Below are 18,613 nucleotides of genomic sequence, written 5' to 3'. Positions count from 1 at the left end.
GAAATATGCAATATCTTTGCGAAAAAAATTACGAAAAAATGAATACAATAGGTTTAGGAAACGCTTTGGTTGACGTTTTATTGAGGCTTGAAAATGATGATGTCCTATCGGAAATCGGGATACAGAAAGGAGCTATGGATATGATTAACAGGGAACAAATGATCGCTATCCGTACAACTTTAGCCGGCTTGCCACGTACGCAAACCCCGGGAGGATCTGTCTGCAACACGATGCGTTCGATGTCTTCTTTAGGGGCGAATTCCGGTTTTATCGGTAAGATCGGGGATGATTCGATCGGCGGATTTTATGAGGATGCGTTGGAAAAAGCGGGTGTCACTTCCTATTTTATCAAGACGGATGGACTTACAGGTAGCTGTACGGTGATGATTTCTCCGGATGGGGAACGTACGATGGGGACTTTCCTTGGCCCGGCCCCGACAATAACCCCGGATGAGATCACCGAGGAGATGCTAAGTAAATATCAATGTATTTATATAGAAGGTTACTTGCTCGTAAACGAGCCGTTGGTTCGTTCTACGATGGAGAAGGCTAAAAAGTTGGGCTTGAAAGTAGCGCTGGATTTGTCGAACTTCAATATCGTGAATGCTTTTAAAGGAATGCTGGAGGATATCATTCCTAAATATGTGGATATTTTGTTCTCTAATGAGAGTGAGGCTGAGGCTTTTACCGGGCAGAAGGCTGCTGAGGCCGTACATACCTTGTCTGAGTTGGTAGAGGTCTCATTGGTTACATTGGGAAAGGAAGGTGCCTTGATCGGTAGTCATGGTCAATTTTATTCTGTCCCGGCTGAGGGGGGCAAACCTGTTGATACGACAGGCGCCGGTGATAACTTCGCCGCCGGATTCTTGTACGGTCAATCCATAGGAGCGTCTTTGGTACAATCCGCACGCATCGGATCGATGTTGGCGGGCTATGTGATCGACGTGGTTGGCCCGGAGATTCCGTATAATAAATGGGAACAAATAAAGTTAAAAGTAAAAGGGATATTGGCTTAGGCGGCGTATTATTCCTTACATTTATGCCGTTAATTAACTAAATATTGTATGTACAGATTGGTTCAACGAAGAGGAATTATAGGTTTATTTTGCTTGCTGTTCGTCGCAAGTAGCGTAGTGCCGGGATGGGCGCAAAAAGATAACCGCTTTGAGGTGAGTAAGAACCTAGACATTTTCAATTCTTTATTGAAAGAAGTAGAGATGTTCTACGTGGATTCAGTGGATGTGGATAAAACCGTTCAGCGGGGAATCGAGGCAATGTTGGCTGGTTTAGATCCTTATACGGAATACTATCCTGAGCAAAAAACGGAGGAATTGAGTCTGATGACGACCGGCGAATACGGAGGTATCGGTTCCTTGATCCGTCAGCGTAACAACGAGGGAGGCGTGATGATTGCCGAGCCTACCGAGGGAATGCCGGCCGATTTAGCGGGTCTGAAGCCGGGCGATCTGATCTTGGCAATCGATACGATCGATGTTTCCAAGGCGACAAACTCCCGGGTCAGCGAGTTGTTGAAAGGTGTTCCGAATACGAAGATGGTTTTGACGATCCAACGTCCGGGCGAGAAGAAACCCCGGAAGTTCGAGATTACCCGTAAGCAGATCACGACACCTCAAGTTACTTACTACGGGGTTAAGAATGACAGTATCGGTTATATTTATCTAAAGGCATTTACTATCAAGAGTGCTCAAGAGGTGAAAGAGGCATTCTTGGATTTAAAGAAAAATCATAATATTAAGTCTTTGGTACTGGATTTGCGCGGTAACGGCGGCGGCGTGCTGGAAGGTGCCGTACAAATCGTAGGTATGTTCGTACCGAAAGGCAGCGAGGTGCTTTCAACGAAAGGAAAGATCAAGCAATGGGATCGTACGTACCGAACCTCTACGGAGCCTTTGGATACGGTAATGCCGTTGGCTATATTGATCAATGGAGGTACGGCTTCCGCCGCTGAGATCGTATCGGGATCTTTGCAGGATATGGATCGTGCCGTGTTGGTGGGACAACGTTCGTTTGGTAAGGGGTTGGTGCAAGCTCCTCGTGACCTGCCTTATAATGGGAAAGTGAAAATCACGATGAGTAAATACTATATCCCGAGTGGTCGTTGCATCCAGCAAATCGATTATTCGCACCGGAAAGAGGATGGTAGCGTGGCGGCTATTCCGGATAGCTTGACTTCCGTATTCTATACGTCCAAGAAGCGTCCGGTTCGTGATGGGGGTGGCGTACGTCCGGAGTTTGAGGTGAAGGAGCCGAAAGTGCCTACCATGATGTATTATTTGGCGGCGGATACGGTCTTGTTCGACTTCGTTACGGATTGGGCACAAAAGCATAAGACAATCGCTCCCATCGAGGAATTTACGGTTTCCGATGAGGATTTCGAAGCTTTGAAGCAATACGCCAAGTCCAAGAATTTCACGTATGACCGCCAAAGCGAGAAAGTATTGAAGAACTTGAAAGAAGTGGCTGAGTTCGAGGGGTATCTGGAGGAGGATTCTACTGCGTTCAAGGAATTAGAGGCTAAGCTGACTCCGAATCTGGAAAGAGATTTCGATCGTTTCAAGGATGAGGTGAAACGAGTAATGGCCGCCGAGATCGTAAAACGTTATTATTACCAACGAGGAGAGTTGCAAGAAAGCTTGAAAGATGATCTTGTATTGGAGAAAGCGTTGGAGGTATTGGGCGATCCGGATTTATACAGGCGTACATTGAGCGTGCCGGTTGAGTTGGAAGCGGCCACCAAGGGTACCGAATAGGCGGGTTTCTGCCGATGCCCATTCAAAGGGCCTTACAATGCCCATTCAAGCGAGCTTACGATGCCCATTGTCAGCTCCCTTGAATGGGCATCGTGCTTTTCCCTCTTTCGCCAGTCTGTTTGGGGGCTTTGAAGCGGATATGCAATACGACCAATTCCGAGACGGTTCCCACCCGATAAGGAGGTCCTGCTATACCAATGCCGGAAGATACATAGAATTGCGTAGGTCCTTTCTTATAATATCCGTACGGGCATTCATACACAAGTTTCATCAGCAGGGGATAAGGCCATAACTGCCCGTTATGCGTATGTCCGTGCAGTCCCAAATCCACCCCATTCATATTCATCTCGGCGAACGACCAAGGTTGATGATCCAAAACGATAATCGGTTTGCCGGTATCCACCCCTTCCATTAACGAATGAAGCGATTTTCGTTTCTTATGGATGAAATCATCCCTCCCTATCAAATAAAAAGTTGAGTCCGGTTGGACCACCGAGTCTATTAGTAGCGTACCTCCGGTCTTTTGCAACCAACGATATTTCGCGTTCCGGTTTGCCCGGTATTCATGATTCCCGTAAATGATATATACGCCCAACGGAGCTTTTAATTGTTTTAAATCATCCTCGATGTGGGCGTTTTCCGCGAATCGGGATTCATAATCCATAATATCCCCCGCTAATACCACCATATCCGGATGCTGTGCGTTGCTGAGTGCCACATATTTTTGTACCAAGTCCTTCCCGATAACCTCTCCGATATGTAAGTCGCTCATCATGACAATAGTCAGGCTATCCCGATCCCCCGCGGCTTTGGGCAACGTGATATATACGTTCTTAACAATCGGATTCATTACCGTATGGTATGCGTGAATCATTAAACCGGTAACACCGAATACGATAAGAAAAAACAGGGTTAGCTTGGTTTGTTGCCAATGCCCTTTCATCCATTTGGGGAACCATGGCTTGATACGTTGGGAGAGCCTGATCAACTCAAGTACCAAGAGAGATAAAGTGATATAAATGGACGCTATATACCAAGTGTTACAGATGTATTGGATCGTGATTATCACGTTATCAGGTAGTTCATTCCTAAAAATAAATCCGAAAAAATAAAGCGATAGTTCGAGTACGAAAAACAAGATAAAAGGAATCCGGCAACTTTTCTTAGGAGGAAGCGCTTGATATCCTCTCCAGAAAATATACGGATTTAGTAATAGCTGCGCTACGATCGATTGAATAAATACTTTCATCTTTACTCTTTGAATGTAATATTGAACACCACCATTTCGCTGTCCGTCCCGATACGGAAAGGCGGTCCCCACAAAGATAAGCCGGATGAGACATAAATCGTACTATTTCCGATTTTTTTAATCCCGTAACTTAATTCGAACAGATGATCCACGATCCAGTTCATCGGCCATACTTGTCCTCGATGTGTATGTCCGCTAAACTGTAAGTCTACGCCAGCCTCTTCCGTTTTCTCTAAATCGTAGGGTTGATGGTCTAGTAAGATAACAGGTTTGCTTTTATCAAGGTTCGCGGTAAGCTGACCTAAAGTTTTCCGTCCTTTGTTATGCCGGTCGTCCCGTCCTATGAGTTGGATCTGATTGGGCAAGATAGCCACGGAATCCCTTAAAAGTACGATGGGCGTCTGCGCTATGAATTTCTCGCTCTCCTCTATGCCACTGATATACTCATGGTTACCCGGTACCATATAAACGCCTAATGGAGCGTATATCTTGGACAGTTCCTCTTCCATATGCTCGTATCGCAGAGGTGCGACACTGTTGTCTATCATGTCTCCACCGATAAGAACGATGTCCGGGCGTTGGGCGTTTATCATATCCACATATCCGGCAAGCATCGTCTTGTTGGTAGCGTATCCTAAGTGTATGTCGCTAATGGCTACGACCTTCAGCGACTGTCCATCGGTATCGGCCGGTTTGTTGATAACCATGTTGATAACTCGTGTATCAGGATGTTGGTAATTATAGTTTCCATATCCTAATAAGCTGAGTGTTAAGAATAAGGATAAATAGAATGAGTATTTGAAACGTAGGTGGAAAAGTCGTAAGATATCAAATACCAACAGGGCCAATACCATGTATAAAGTGAACACGAGCCATCCTGTTCCTACTTGAGAAACTGTTTGAGCGAAAGAAGCCGGCATATCTAGGTTCTTGAATAGAAAACTACTGAAGAATGACAAAACTCCTCCCCAAAAAACAATGGATAACAATACTTTAACTCCGGTAGACTGGCTTTTCAAAGCCTGTTTTCCCTTTAGATAAATATAAATATTCCCTGCAAGATACAGGATTGGAAGTATGATAAAGAACGATAACATTTCTATTAATTTTCCGCGAAGATAATGAAAACTCTTTATGCGGCAAATGGTATGATTTGCGAAAGACTTTTTCTGCTCGATTTTCACCGCATTATGTCCTCTAATTGTAGTGACGTAGCGTGCTGCGTCTCTACGTGGATGTAAATACAGGGCAAGTAAGGATGCGTTGTATTCCAAGACAAATTCCAGACAATAAGCAAGCGAATGACATAGGTGTATAATGTGTTGAGAATTAGTATGTTTAAAACATTGCTATCTTTCTTTCAAAACACGTATGTGTTTCCGGGAAAAGTCGTACGTGTTTTTCAAAAAAGTCATACGTGTTTTTCCCGAATCATGCGATAGGGAACAAGAACGTATAAAGAAATCTACAATAAGCCTCCCTTAATTGCGATGAGGGGAATAGGTCTTTTTTTGTAATATATAGCCAACTCCTTTTACGGCATCTATTGAAAGCGTGATATCCCTTTCCAATAACTTACGTAAACGTGAGATACTATTATTCAAGCTGTCATGAGTTTCTTTCCCTTCCCAAATTTCTTGGAAAAGCTTTTCTCTGCTTACCGGTTGATTCAATGGTTCGGATAACTGATAGAGTAACTTGAAATCTTTGGGGCTTAATACCTTTAACAGCTCTTGTTTATAGAATAATTGATGTGTGGAAAGTTCCAGCTGATAATCTCCAATAGATATGATATATGTCTTGAATACCGCTTAACGTGTTGGCGTAACAAACCTTGTATCCTTTGCTGGGAAACTCATTTATAGGCTCTACCGCTAAAAATGTTTTTTGGATATTTCTGCTGTCTCAAATCGAAGAGTCTATTTATAACAAGACTTTCTTTTACGGTGAAAACAACCTTGATCAAGTTATTATTGGGCTACTATAATCCGGTAGAAGGCGATATCCGGGTGGGTGGAGATGATTTGTGATCTTTCAGCCTTTTATGGTGGCGTGACCAATGTGGCGCAGTGATGCAAGACGGTTATCTGTTCTCAGAGTCGATCGCACGCAATATCGCCGTGGATGACGGTGAGATTGATAAATCTCGCTTGTTATTGGCAGCCCGTATCGCTAATATAGAGGGATTTATCGAGCGTTTACCCTCTTTCCTGATTCGCTGGGGGAATACGATTTTGGTGGTGATCTTTGCGTTGCTGGCTTTGATCTTCGCTTGGAGCGTGTGTTTTTAATGTGACTACTGGCATGCCCCATAAGGAGTAGTGGCGTAAGCCTACGGCAGTAGTGGTGTTGGCTTATGGGACTACTGCCGTGAGGCGATGGGGATACCCCTGTTATTTAGCGTAACCCACGGGATGATTAATCATTGGGATTTGGGAGTCGGATAGCTTCAACACTTTTTTCAAAGCATCAGCCTCCATGCTACCTCGGGGAACCGTAACCAAACCACATCCGGAACAGAACAAGGCGATGTTTTGAGAGACCAATCCTGCGTCTAACGCTCCAAAGCGCTCGCGCATTTGCGGTGTGCCCACGTTGCCGAACTTAGAAATATCAGAAACCATCAACAGGCAAACAGGGGCAGAGTTCACGGAGGTTTGCTTGCCACCGATTAACGGACGATGGTCACCTTCCACTACCGGGTTTAGTTGGTGGGCCTTTGGATCATACAAATAAGCGCCCTCTTCCATAAGTACATAGACATCTATGTCTTGCTTGTTCAAAGCGGAAGCGGCGGTACGTTTCCCATCCTCCCGGTTGATACCGATAGCGGCCCATATCAAATCGGAAAGATCTTGTTGGCTGAGTTTCTTGTTGGCGAACTCACGCTCGGAATGACGATCTGCCAAGGCTTTCATCACCGAAGCGCCTCGGGTCTTGTCGGGAGCATTCAACTTAATGGCTTTTAAACTCTGGGCCTGCATACCGGCTATGCCTAACATCAAAGTGGCTAATACACAAAAAATAGTTCTCATAATGTTGTTATTTAGAAAATTAGATGTACAAAAATAATGATATATTTCTTTTTTTAGACTTTTTGTGAGAAATAATAGCCAACGAATGTTTATAATGTTTTTATTTGTACGAATAAATCGTAAACGCAGTGTTATGAGTGGAATATATTGTGTTTTGTAATAAGTGACGCATGTATGGGAGAAAAGTTGTTAACCTTATTTATGGTACTGTTCCTTGCGCTTCCGCTGTATGCGCAAATGGATAAAGCCGGTTCTTTTACGGTTAAAGGCCAGGTGCTGGATTCACTGACAAATGAATCCGTACCGTATGCCACATTGAGAATCGCTTTGGCGAGTACATCGGAGAAGCCAATCAAGCTGTTGGCGTGTGATATAGATGGGAAGTTCCAGACTCCGCTGAATAACATCGGAACGTATATTATCGTTATGCAATCTATCGGGAAGGCTCCGGCAGAGAAGGTATTCACCCTTTCGGATGAACGGAAAGTCATGGATCTCGGCGTGCTGTTTATGCAGGATAATAACCTGCGTTTGGAAGAGGTTACGGTCACGGCGCAGAAACCTTTGGTGAAAGCAGAGATCGACAGGATCATTTACTGTCTGGAGGATGATCCTGAGGCACAGACCAATAATACGCTTGAAATGCTTCGTAAGGTCCCGATGGTTACCGTGGACGGTGAGGATAAGATTGAGTTGAAGGGGTCTTCAAATTTTAAGGTTTACATGAACGGTAAGCCATCGAATTTGTTAAGCAATAATCCGTCGGTAGTGTTGAAAAGCATGCCGGCAAGCTCGGTGAAGAACATCGAGGTTATCACGGAGCCGGGTGTGAAGTATGATGCCGAGGGAATTGGGGGGATTATCAATATCATCATGGTGAAAAACACCTTGCAGGGTTATACGGGATCGGTAAGTTTGAACACCATCACCAATGGGCGTATCTTCGGGAGCGGCTACCTGTCGCTGAAAGCCGGCAAGTTCGGATTGTCTGCCAATTACAACTGTGACCGTGACAATACGCCTTGGAACGATGCTTCTTCCATGCGTGAGGATCTGAATAATAAGGAAGAACATTATCTGAATCAGGTGGGACGTAGTAAATCGAGAGCCCCTTATCATTTCGGGAATCTGGAAGGTAGTTATGAGATCGATTCGTTGAACTTATTGACTGTAGGGATTGGTCTGTACCTCGGAACCACGAGGAGCGTCTTGGAATATGCGGTGAAGATGCTGGATGCCGACCGGAACCCCGTTTATAGTTATAATCGTAATTCGGAATCGAGCCGCAAGTCCGGCTCAGCTGACATGAATGTGGATTATCAGCGTTCCACGCGCAAGAAAGACGAACTACTCACTCTCTCGTACCGTTTCAGTCGTTCCCCGAACGATAACGAGGATTATACGGAGTTGACGGATATTCGTAACTACGAGCCGTGGTTGGGCTATCCGCAAAATAATATCAATAAGGCATCGACGAACGAGCATACCGGGCAGTTTGACTATACTACACCTACTTGGAAAGATCAGAGCTTGGAGGCGGGCATAAAGTATATCTACCGTCAGAGCCGGAGTAATACGGATCGTAAGGCCTTCAACCAGACATCGCAAATGTGGGAGGAGGCGACTCCCGCAGATAGCCATTTCGATCATTCGCAACAGATCTATTCCGCCTATCTGGGATATACGATGAAATTTGGGAAATTCGGGGTGAAAGCTGGTGCGCGGGCAGAAGGGACTTCCTTGAAAGTGAGGTATGAGCTGGCACCGGATATGAATTTCGGGAACGATTACTTCGACGTGGTGCCAAGCGCTGTCGTATCGTACCAGCTTAGTATGAGCCAGCAGCTTCGTCTGGGATATAATATGCGTATCCAACGACCGGGTATCTGGTACCTGAATCCGTATGTGAGCAATGCGGATCCGCAGAACATCTCTTATGGTAACCCGAACTTGGATTCGGAGAAGAGTAACGGTGTGAACCTGAATTATAGTATATTCGCCCAAAAGTTCAGTTTCAATACAAGTATCTCTTATACATTTATAGATAACTCAATCGAGCGGTATACGTTTATCGATCCGGCGGATCCAGGAATTTTCCGGACTACTTACGGGAATATCGGGAAGAGGCAGACTACCGGCCTTTTTGTTTACGGTAGTTGGAATCCGATCCCCCTGTTCCGCGTTAACTTGAATGGAAGCTTGAGCTATACGGATTTGAGGAGCGAAAAGAATGACATGGCGAACAGTGGCTTTAGCGGGCGTGTCTTCGCCGGGGCTCAGTTTAACTTACCACTCGATATCCGGTTGAATCTGAATGGAGGCTTTATCTCTTCGGCGATACAGCTGCAAGGGAGGCGTTCGCCGTTGAATTTCGCTACAGTCTATGTGAGTAGGAATTTTTTGAAGAAGAAACTGTCCGTATCCCTCTATTTTTACGATATGTTTTGGAAACGCAGGAAAATGGAGGCTACGATCTACGACGATACTTTCCATAGGCAAGATATCAGCTATTCTCCGACGCGTACATTTGGTATAGGCATCTCCTATCGTTTCGGTAATTTGAAAGACGCTATCAAGAAGGTGAAACGTGGTATAAAGAACGATGATGTAAAGGCTTTGGAGAGCGGTTCATAAAGGATATAGATGAGGAAATATGCAACTTATCGGTATCAAAGCTCGTCTTTGTATGAAAATAAAGTTTTTTCAGACTTTTTGTGAGGAAAAAATGCTTACGAACGTATATTAATGTCTTTATTTGTACGAATCAATCGTAAACAGTGTGATTTAGTACAAAAAGTTGAGAGATAAGTATAGTATTATGTAATAGATGATGAACGTATGAAAGAAAAATTGTTTGCCTTATTTTGGGTACTGTTCCTTGCGCTTCCTCTGTATGCGCAGGCTGATAAAACCGGTTCCTATTCAATTAAGGGACAGGTGTTAGATTCGCTGAGTAACGAGTCCGTACCCTATGCGACGTTGAGAATTGCTTTTGCGAAGACCCCCGAGAAACCGGTCAAGCTTTTAGCGTGTGATGTGGATGGTAAGTTTCAGGCACCATTGAGTAGCGCCGGCAAATATATCATCTCTATGCAATCTATAGGAAAAGCTCCTGCCGAGAAAATATTTACGATCTCGGATAAACAGAGGAACTTGGATTTGGGTAAGTTATATATGCAGGAGGATAACCAGCGGCTGGGGGAAGTGACGGTTACGGCGCAGAAACCTTTGGTGAAGGCTGAGATTGATAAACTTACCTATAGCTTGGAAGATGACCCCGAGGCACAGACCAACAATACGTTGGATATGTTGCGCAAAGTGCCGATGGTAACCGTGGATGGAGATGACCAAATCCAATTGAAAGGTTCCACGAACTTCAAGATCTACATGAATGGTAAACCTTCTAACCTGTTGAGTAATAATCCTGCTGAGGTATTAAAGAGTATGCCGGCCAATTCCGTGAAAAACATAGAGGTGATCACAGACCCGGGCGCTAAGTATGACGCCGAGGGTATCGGTGGTATTATTAATATCATTACAACGAAAAATGCTCTACAAGGATATACTGGTACGGTTCGTGTGAACGGTAGTTCGTTGGGGCGTGTAGGCGGTGGTGGTTATGTATCTCTAAAAGCCGGAAAATTAGGACTTACCGCCAACTATAACTATAATCGGGAGCGGGACCCATGGAATGACGCTAACTCCGTACGGGAAGATTTGCAAAATGACGGGGAACACTTCTTGACACAAAATGGACGTAGAAAGAGCCGTGGACCGTTCCAATTCGGTTATTTGGAGGGAAGTTATGAGATCGACTCTTTGAATCTATTGACCGTTGGCGCGAACTTATTCCGTGGCGAGATGAAAAGTTTCTCGGAGTATAACGTGAATATGCAGGATATCAATCATAATCCGGTCTACAGTTATAACCGTAACTCGGAAACGACAGAGACATTTGGTTCTACGGACGTGAACGTGGATTACCAGCACTCTACCCATAAGAAAGATGAGTTGCTGACGGTCTCTTACCGTTTCAGCCATTCTCCGAATGATAGTAAGGATTATACGGAATTAGAGAATGTCGTGAATTACAATCCTTGGCTCGGCTATCCGCAAAATAATATCAATAAGGCTTCTACGAATGAGCACACCGGACAGGTGGATTATACGACTCCTACATGGAAGGACCAGACCTTGGAGGTTGGCGCGAAATACATATTCCGCCAGAGCCGGAGTAATACAGATCGTACCGCTTTCAACGATTCGCTGAATATATGGGAAGATGTTACTTCCAAGGATAGCCATTTCCGTCATACCCAACATATCTATTCCGCTTATCTGGGCTATTCGATGAAGTTTGATAAGTTTGGCGTGAAAGCGGGTGTCCGTGCGGAAGGAACTTCTTTGGATGTGAAATACGAGATGGCTCCCGATATGAATTTTGACACCCATTATTTCGACGTGGTGCCAAACGCTACGATCTCTTATCAACTGAGCATGGCACAACAGCTTCGCTTGGGATATAATATGCGTATCCAGCGTCCGGGTATCTGGTATTTGAATCCTTATGTAAACAATGCGGATCCGCAGAATATATCCTTCGGTAACCCGAATCTGGACTCTGAGAAAAGTAATAATATTAACTTGAACTATAGTATGTTCGCCCAGAAATTCAGCATTAACGCGAGCGCTACTTATACGTTCGTGAATAATTCGATCGAGCAATATACCTTTATCGATCCGAAGAACCCGGGTATTTTCCAGACTACTTATGGTAATATAGGAAAGAAACAATCTACGGGCTTGTTCGTATACGCAAATTGGAACCCGGTTCCTTTGTTCCGTATTTATATGAATGGAGGTGTGGATTATACGGATTTGAAGAGCGATATGAATGATATGGCGAACAGTGGTTTCAGCGGACGTATATTCGCCGGTACGCAGTTTAATTTCCCGATGGATTTTCGCTTGAACTTGCATGGAGGATATTTCTCTCCTTGGATTCAGTTGCAGGGTAAACGTTCTCCATTCTATTTTACGGGAATCTCCGTAAATAAGGATTTCTTGAAGAAAAAGCTCTCGGTTCAGTTGTCTTTCCAGAACCCGTTCTGGAAACGAATGAAGATGGAAAACACTTCTTCAGACGATACGTTCTTCCGCCGTGAGACCAATTACCGAACGATGCGCATGTTACAAGTTAGCGTATCCTATCGTTTCGGTACCTTGAAAGATGCTATCAAGAAAGTAAAACGCGGTATCAATAACGATGATGTGAAGAGCGGCGGCTCTGGCGGCGGCGAGCAGCAGATGTAAGTACAGGATTGAACACGGAACACACGGAACACACAGCGATACACTGAGGTATATAGTATCAGTCCGTGTGTTTCGTGTATTCCGTGTTCAATATAATAATTAAACTTTTTCTTTTGCCGTCTTCTATATACTTTCTATCTTTACGATCCGAAAAACAGTTGGAGAATGAAGAATAGACTATTTGTTAACAATAATACCATTATACTATTCCTTTTTATTATAGGTAGTTTCCTATTCATAGAGTTGAATTTTCGGTATTGGTATCGTTTTCTGGAGCAGTATATGATGTTTCAGACTACCGGTAGTTATTTCCAAGACCGATTGGCCGAACCGGGTGGATTGAATGAATATGTGACTGAGTTCTTATCGCTTGCGTTTATCCATCCTTATGGGGCTTCGGTAGTGATCGCTTTATTATTAGGACTGATCTCCGGCTGTTTTTTCCTTTACTTAAAAGCTTGTGGGGTGCGTGCCTCTATGTTGGCGGCTATTCTTCCCTCTTTTTTAATTTGGATCTATCCGCAGGAGTCAATCGCCTTGTTGACGATGCTCGCTTTCGTGCAGGTTCTTGCGTATTTGTATACTTCAATCAAGATTGATTGGCTTCGTTATCTCTTTGGCTTCTTGTTTTTGGGGGGCTCTTATTTTTTTGCGGCACCCGCTAATTTATTGTTGGCCTTATTGATCGCGGTTTATGAGTGTTGTGCTAAAGAGGATAAGGCTCGTTTTGGAGTAGCCATTATCGCTATCGCTTGGGGAGGTTTGCTACCGTTGATCGCCATGCGTACGGTTTATATTCTTCCGATGCGGGAAGCTTTTTTCAGCAAACATCTATGCCATCCCGAATATCCGATACCTAATTCTTTAGGATATATCATGCTTGCGTATCCTTTGATCGCTTTCATTCTTTATTATGTAAGGAGCCGGGTTTTCATCCGTAAGGAATCTTGGAAACGAATCGTTTCTTACGTTTTTCTTTTGATAGCGATGGTCGCCGGGATTCTCTATAAGAAAGATCCGATGGAGCAGGCCTATCGGTATGATTACTATGCACGGCTGGGAGAATGGCAGAAGATTGTCTCGCACGCTCGTGCGCATTCTGTGCGGGATATGGATGCCTTGATTTATCTGAATTTGGCTTTGTCGAAAACCGGACGTTTTACTTCCGATTTGATGCGTTTCCCCCAGATCGGTGAGGGTGGTTTTATTCCGCACGATCCGAAAAGCCGGATGGGATTGATCGAGGCGAGTGAGGTGGCTTGGCAAGTCGGGCAAGTGAACGCCGCCCAACGTTTCGCCTTTGTGGGGGTATTAAGTTCACAACGTTGCGTGCAACCTCGTTTGATGAAGCGTTTGGTGGAGACTTATCTGGTAACCGGCGAATATCGTGCGGCGGAGAAATATATCAAGATACTGGAATCGAACCCGCATTACCGGGATTGGGCAACCGCTCAACGTCCATTATTGGACTCCGTGGCTTGTGCGTCGGAAGATTGGATAGCGGCAAAACGGGCGATGCTTCCGATTACCGATAATCCTTTGGACCTGACCTTGATCTTTCCGAACGCATTGGCTTTTTTGATCGACGATCATGCCGATAACCGTCCGGCTTTCGAATATGGGATGGGATATCTTTTGGTTTATAAGGATTTGATGACTTTTATGCATTATATGGAATTGATGAAAGAACGGGGTGAGGCATTCCCGGTGCTTTATCAAGAAGCTATTTGCTTGTTCTTCGCGGCCGTACAGAAAGATCCGGAGGCGTTCCGGAGCTTCCCGATCAGTCAGGAGGTGCAGAATCGCTTCCTGCAATTCATGAAAGTGGCACGCTCTATGCCGCCGGCAGCCTTGAAGCAACAGTTTGGTGATACCTATTTATTATTACGCTCAATTTATCCCGACTCCTAAACGACAATAATACATGGATAATACAAAGAAAAGAAAGATCGTCCGAAATTTTGTGATCGGATATCTAATAATACAAGTTCTCACTATAGTCGTATATTTAGGCTTTTGGTCCTTGCATCCGGAAGGCATTACGAATGTCACGAACGAACGTATGTCCCCGCCTCCTATTTTTCCGGATTATAAAGGGACGACTATACCTTATAATATAGCTCCGTTGAATTTCCGGATAAATGTACCAGCGGATGAATGCTATGCGAAAATAGAAGGTAGTGAGTCGGAAGTATTTGAATATCATGGGACAAATACGATCCGTTTTAAGATGAAGGATTGGATTCGCTTGACACGTGCGAACCGTGGAAAAGCCTTTTTTGTTACGATCGCCACGAAGATAGGTGATGAGTGGACTAAATGGGCACCATTCTCTGTCTATATCAGTGATCAAGCGATCGACTCTCATTTAGTATACCGTTTGATAGAGCCGGGATACGAGAAATGGCATATTGTGGGTATTTATCAGCGGAATTTGGAGTCGTTTGACGAACAGCCGATTATCCGTAACGATATGACCGGCTATAATTGTATGAACTGCCATTCGTTCTGTATGGGAGATCCGGGGCAGATGATGTTCCATATGCGTGCGGCGAATGGGGGAACTTATATTGTCCAAGACAAGAAAATCAGTAAATTGAATACGAAAACGAATGGGACGATCAGTAATATGACGTATCCTTTCTGGCATCCTTCCGGGCGCTATATCACCACATCGGTAAATGATATCAAACAGTTTTTCCATTCCGTGAAAGAGAAAAAGATGGAAGTGTTCGACTTGGAGTCCGATGTGGTGGTGTATGACGTGAAAAACAAAGAAATCCTTTCGAAAGCCTCATTGATCACAAAAGATGCATTCGAGACTTTCCCCGCGTTCTCTCCGGATGGTAAATGGCTTTATTTCTGTACGGCCCCGGCCCAGAAGATGCCGGAGAATTATGATAAGGTACGTTATAATCTCTGCCGTGTCGCGTTCGATCCGGATCGTGGCGAGATCAGCTTCCCGATCGATACGTTGGTACATGCGGATAGCTTGAGCTATACATTTCCCCGTATCTCTCCCGATGGGCGTTTCCTGATGTACACGGAAACCGCTTATGGGCAGTTCCCTATTTGGCACCCGGATGCGGAGATCCGGATGATGGATTTGGAGAATCGGACAGCGATGGATATGTCTGCGTTGAATAGCCCGGATACGGATAGCTATCATTCTTGGAGTAGTAATAGTGATTGGGTCGTATTTAGTAGCCGCCGGGATAACGGTTTATATACTTTACCTTATATTTGTTATATAGGGAAAGACGGTAAGCCTTCGAAACCGTTCTTATTGCCTCAAGAAGATCCGGATAAGTATGACTATCAGTTGTATTCCTACAATATTCCGGAATTGACGAAAGGCGCCGTAGAGGTCAGCCCCTATGAGATCCAGCAAGTAGCCGAGAAAAATAAACCGGAGCAGGTTCGGTTTAAATGACCGGATCTATTTATATTCGCGTATAAATAAGAGATAAGATGACAAAAGATATTATAGCCGAATCTGTACAAAACGATTTACGGTATTTGCAATTGTTGGCACGGAGTTTCCCGACGATCGCGGATGCCAGTACGGAGATCATTAATCTGGAAGCGATCTTGAACCTACCGAAGGGTACGGAGCACTTCTTGAGTGATTTACATGGCGAGGATCAAGCCTTTAGCCATGTGCTGAGAAACGCTTCCGGTGCCGTAAAGCGCAAGGTGAACGAGATTTTCAGTAATACGCTCCGGGAATCCGAGAAGAAGGAGCTTTGTTCCTTGATTTATTATCCAGAGGATAAGCTGGAACTGATCAAGAGTCAAGAGCAAGATCTGGAAGATTGGTACCAAGTGACCTTGAATCAATTGGTACGTGTTTGCCGGAACGTGTCCTCCAAATACACCCGTTCGAAAGTACGTAAGGCTTTACCCAAGGAGTTCTCCTATATTATTCAGGAGTTATTGCACGAGTCTTCCGTAGAGCCGAATAAATCCGCTTATGTGGATCAGATTATTTGTACGATCATCTCCACGGGACGTGCGGACGATTTCATTATCGCTATGTGTAACTTGATCCAACGGTTGACAATCGACCTGTTACATATCATCGGCGATATTTACGATCGGGGTCCGGGCGCTCATCTGATCATGGATATCCTTTGCGATTACCATAATTTCGATGTTCAATGGGGTAATCATGATATCTTATGGATGGGAGCCGCTTCCGGTAATTTGGTAAGTATCGCCAACGTGATTCGTATGTGTTTACGCTTTGGTAATATGGCTACCTTAGAAGATGGATATGGCATCAATCTTTTGCCGTTGGCCACTTTCGCGATGGAGGCGTACGGGGATGATCCTTGTGCGTTATTCATGCCGAAAACAAAGTTCGCCGATAATGCAATGGATGAGAAGACCACCCGTTTGATCGCCCAGATGCACAAGGCGATCACCATCATCCAGTTCAAGCTGGAGGGTGAGATCATCCGCCGTCGTCCGGAGTTTGAGATGGATGACCGGATGTTGTTGCACCATATCGATCTGAAGCGGGGAGTGGTTCATATCGATGGAAAGGATTATATGCTTAAAGATACTAACTGGCCTACTTTAGACCCGAAAGATCCGTATCGTCTTTCTATTGAGGAGGAGGATTTGATCCGAAAGATCTTGCATTCTTTTGAGAGCAGCGAGAAGATGAAAAAGCATATGCGTTGTTTCTTCCGGCATGGGGGAATGTATCAGGTTTGTAATTCCAATTTACTGTTTCATGCCTCTATCCCGATGAATCCGGATGGGACGTTTAAGTCAGTACGTATCTTGGGGCAGGATTATAAGGGCCGTGCTTTGTTGGACCGTGTAGACCAACTGATCCGTACGGCTTATTTCAAGACCGGGGAGCAGGAAGAAGTGGAATATGCGCATGATTATATCTGGTATCTTTGGGGCGGCAAGGACTCTCCGTTATTCGATAAAAGCAAGATGGCTACTTTCGAGCGTGCCTTTATCGAAGAGGCCGAGACTCATAAGGAGGAAAAAGGCGCTTATTATACGTTACGAGAGCAAGAGGAAATTTGTGATAGGATATTGGATGAGTTTGGGGTGACCGGTATGCATCGGCATATCATCAACGGACATGTCCCTGTCCGTTCCAATCAAGGTGAGAATCCCATCAAGGCGAATGGCAAGATGTTAGTAATCGATGGCGGTTTCTCCCGTCCGTATCATTTGGAAACCGGTATTGCGGGCTATACATTAGTATATCACTCCCGTGGTTTCCAGCTTGTGCAACACGAACCCTTCGAATCCCGGGCGAAAGCGATCGAGGAAGGCTTGGATATCAAATCCACCACGATCGTGGTAGAATTAAGCTCCCATCGCCAGATGGTGAAAGATACGGATAAGGGTGCGGATCTTCAAAGCCAGATCAAGGACTTGGAGAAACTGCTTTATGCGTATCGGAATGGGTTGATAAAGGAGAAGGAGAGGATGGAGCGGTAGTTCCTGACAGATAGGGTATCGGACATACTGTAACGCTCCCCTAATGCCCATAAGCATTTGGGCACACGTTCATTCTTTCAAACGCCTAGTAGGTAAGAGCGCAATATTCAAGATCGGGGGACAAGAAGAGGCAAAGAATCTACTACATTGATCCTCATATAAAAAAGGTCTATGGTATTGACAAATATCCAATAGAATAATAGAAGATACAAAACAAGCAACGCCCCGTCACAGACTTACGAATAAGTTGGTGACGGGGCATTACTTTCTAAGAATGTCTTCACTTTCAACATCAATAGAATCCGAAAACCTTTGTCACCTGTTGACCGGTAGACGCAAGAGGACCTGATAGAGTAACCGTACAGCCACGTGATCCTCCTGTCTTGAAGAATATTTCACATAAATGGCTATCAGAGATATAAGATGATATACCATTACCGGAGACAGACCAATTATAGGAAGATAATACGGGATTACTTACGACAATTGTAAGCCTTGTGGGTGTATTGTATCCGGGAATCTGGTTTGCGGTCATCAACTCAATCTGCCCGGAGAAAGTATCACCTGTAAAATATCCTTCTAGCATCAGAGGGTCAGAAGCTCTATACGCTTCTTGGGAGGCTTCCACATAATTAGCGGGCTTTTCCGCATAGTTCGCAACGGCGACGAGTAACATCGCAAGTAAAATCAAATACTTCTTCATGTTCGTATTATTTTAAGATTATACAAAAAGGGCTAGACGAAACCTAAAAAGTCTCATCTAGCCCATAGAA

General features: G+C 44.6%; 12 protein-coding genes and 1 pseudogene. 8 read left to right on the top strand and 5 right to left on the bottom strand.

Annotated features, from left to right (window positions below; all coding sequences use genetic code 11):
• Nucleotides 1-38: 38 nt before the first annotated feature.
• Together DWX84_RS15675 and DWX84_RS15670 are read left to right on the top strand one after the other, a co-directional pair.
• Nucleotides 39-1,016, top strand: a complete 978-nt coding sequence (locus DWX84_RS15675; protein WP_044546014.1) for an adenosine kinase — start codon at nt 39-41, stop codon at nt 1,014-1,016.
• 48 nt (nt 1,017-1,064) lie between these two features.
• Nucleotides 1,065-2,771, top strand: a complete 1,707-nt coding sequence (locus tag DWX84_RS15670) for a S41 family peptidase (protein ID WP_044546013.1) — start codon at nt 1,065-1,067, stop codon at nt 2,769-2,771.
• A 70-nt stretch (nt 2,772-2,841) separates the two neighbouring features.
• On the opposite strand, the gene DWX84_RS15665 is transcribed toward DWX84_RS15670, so the two are convergent.
• The 3 genes from DWX84_RS15665 to DWX84_RS21895 form a co-directional block, all read right to left on the bottom strand.
• Complete coding sequence (locus tag DWX84_RS15665; protein WP_005859131.1) at nt 2,842-4,020, bottom strand: metallophosphoesterase; 1,179 nt, start codon at nt 4,018-4,020, stop codon at nt 2,842-2,844.
• A gap of 2 nt (nt 4,021-4,022) precedes the next feature.
• Entirely contained in the window at nt 4,023-5,117 is a 1,095-nt protein-coding gene (locus DWX84_RS15660) for a metallophosphoesterase (protein WP_122377555.1), read from the bottom strand.
• A 384-nt stretch (nt 5,118-5,501) separates the two neighbouring features.
• Entirely contained in the window at nt 5,502-5,750 is a 249-nt protein-coding gene (locus tag DWX84_RS21895) for a transcriptional regulator (protein WP_369974666.1), read from the bottom strand.
• Between the two features lie 213 nt (nt 5,751-5,963).
• Here DWX84_RS21895 and DWX84_RS15650 point away from each other — a divergent pair.
• Nucleotides 5,964-6,224: pseudogene (locus DWX84_RS15650) on the top strand (ATP-binding cassette domain-containing protein); the annotation flags it as partial.
• Nucleotides 6,225-6,413: 189 nt separating this feature from the next.
• Here DWX84_RS15650 and DWX84_RS15645 read toward each other — a convergent pair.
• Nucleotides 6,414-7,055 carry a SagB/ThcOx family dehydrogenase gene (locus DWX84_RS15645; protein WP_009016962.1) on the bottom strand — a complete coding sequence of 214 codons (642 nt, stop codon included), beginning with the start codon at nt 7,053-7,055 and terminating at the stop codon, nt 6,414-6,416.
• Between the two features lie 174 nt (nt 7,056-7,229).
• On the opposite strand from DWX84_RS15645, the gene DWX84_RS15640 reads away from it, so the two are divergent.
• From DWX84_RS15640 to DWX84_RS15620, 5 genes are all read left to right on the top strand, one after another.
• Nucleotides 7,230-9,689 carry an outer membrane beta-barrel family protein gene (locus DWX84_RS15640; RefSeq protein WP_048928123.1) on the top strand — a complete coding sequence of 820 codons (2,460 nt, stop codon included), beginning with the start codon at nt 7,230-7,232 and terminating at the stop codon, nt 9,687-9,689.
• A 204-nt stretch (nt 9,690-9,893) separates the two neighbouring features.
• Nucleotides 9,894-12,368, top strand: a complete 2,475-nt coding sequence (locus DWX84_RS15635; protein ID WP_044544878.1) for an outer membrane beta-barrel family protein — start codon at nt 9,894-9,896, stop codon at nt 12,366-12,368.
• 165 nt (nt 12,369-12,533) lie between these two features.
• A complete protein-coding gene (locus DWX84_RS15630) occupies nt 12,534-14,279 on the top strand; it encodes a DUF6057 family protein (RefSeq protein WP_233573948.1) in 1,746 nt (581 codons plus the stop codon).
• Between the two features lie 13 nt (nt 14,280-14,292).
• Complete coding sequence (locus DWX84_RS15625) at nt 14,293-15,801, top strand: PD40 domain-containing protein (RefSeq protein WP_034531564.1); 1,509 nt, start codon at nt 14,293-14,295, stop codon at nt 15,799-15,801.
• Between the two features lie 38 nt (nt 15,802-15,839).
• Nucleotides 15,840-17,840, top strand: a complete 2,001-nt coding sequence (locus DWX84_RS15620; RefSeq protein ID WP_005867838.1) for a fructose-bisphosphatase class III — start codon at nt 15,840-15,842, stop codon at nt 17,838-17,840.
• Between the two features lie 292 nt (nt 17,841-18,132).
• Here DWX84_RS15620 and DWX84_RS15615 read toward each other — a convergent pair whose 3' ends face one another.
• Nucleotides 18,133-18,543 carry a hypothetical protein gene (locus DWX84_RS15615; protein WP_005867839.1) on the bottom strand — a complete coding sequence of 137 codons (411 nt, stop codon included), beginning with the start codon at nt 18,541-18,543 and terminating at the stop codon, nt 18,133-18,135.
• Nucleotides 18,544-18,613 lie beyond the last annotated feature (70 nt).

The organism is Parabacteroides sp. AF21-43 (genome assembly GCF_003635435.1).
GTDB lineage: Bacteria > Bacteroidota > Bacteroidia > Bacteroidales > Tannerellaceae > Parabacteroides > Parabacteroides distasonis.
Note: the sequence above shows the minus strand (reverse complement) of the source record. Positions and strands in the feature narration are given on the sequence as shown.

Excerpts from the sequence above, each read along its gene's own strand:
- DWX84_RS15675 (WP_044546014.1), top strand. The coding sequence starts at position 39 with ATGAATACAATAGGTTTAGGAAACGCTTTGGTTGACGTTTTATTGAGG.
- DWX84_RS15670 (WP_044546013.1), top strand. The coding sequence starts at position 1,065 with ATGTACAGATTGGTTCAACGAAGAGGAATTATAGGTTTATTTTGCTTG.
- DWX84_RS15665 (WP_005859131.1), bottom strand. The coding sequence starts at position 4,020 with ATGAAAGTATTTATTCAATCGATCGTAGCGCAGCTATTACTAAATCCG.
- DWX84_RS15660 (WP_122377555.1), bottom strand. The coding sequence starts at position 5,117 with ATGTTATCGTTCTTTATCATACTTCCAATCCTGTATCTTGCAGGGAAT.
- DWX84_RS15645 (WP_009016962.1), bottom strand. The coding sequence starts at position 7,055 with ATGAGAACTATTTTTTGTGTATTAGCCACTTTGATGTTAGGCATAGCC.
- DWX84_RS15640 (WP_048928123.1), top strand. The coding sequence starts at position 7,230 with ATGGGAGAAAAGTTGTTAACCTTATTTATGGTACTGTTCCTTGCGCTT.
- DWX84_RS15635 (WP_044544878.1), top strand. The coding sequence starts at position 9,894 with ATGAAAGAAAAATTGTTTGCCTTATTTTGGGTACTGTTCCTTGCGCTT.
- DWX84_RS15630 (WP_233573948.1), top strand. The coding sequence starts at position 12,534 with ATGAAGAATAGACTATTTGTTAACAATAATACCATTATACTATTCCTT.
- DWX84_RS15625 (WP_034531564.1), top strand. The coding sequence starts at position 14,293 with ATGGATAATACAAAGAAAAGAAAGATCGTCCGAAATTTTGTGATCGGA.
- DWX84_RS15620 (WP_005867838.1), top strand. The coding sequence starts at position 15,840 with ATGACAAAAGATATTATAGCCGAATCTGTACAAAACGATTTACGGTAT.
- DWX84_RS15615 (WP_005867839.1), bottom strand. The coding sequence starts at position 18,543 with ATGAAGAAGTATTTGATTTTACTTGCGATGTTACTCGTCGCCGTTGCG.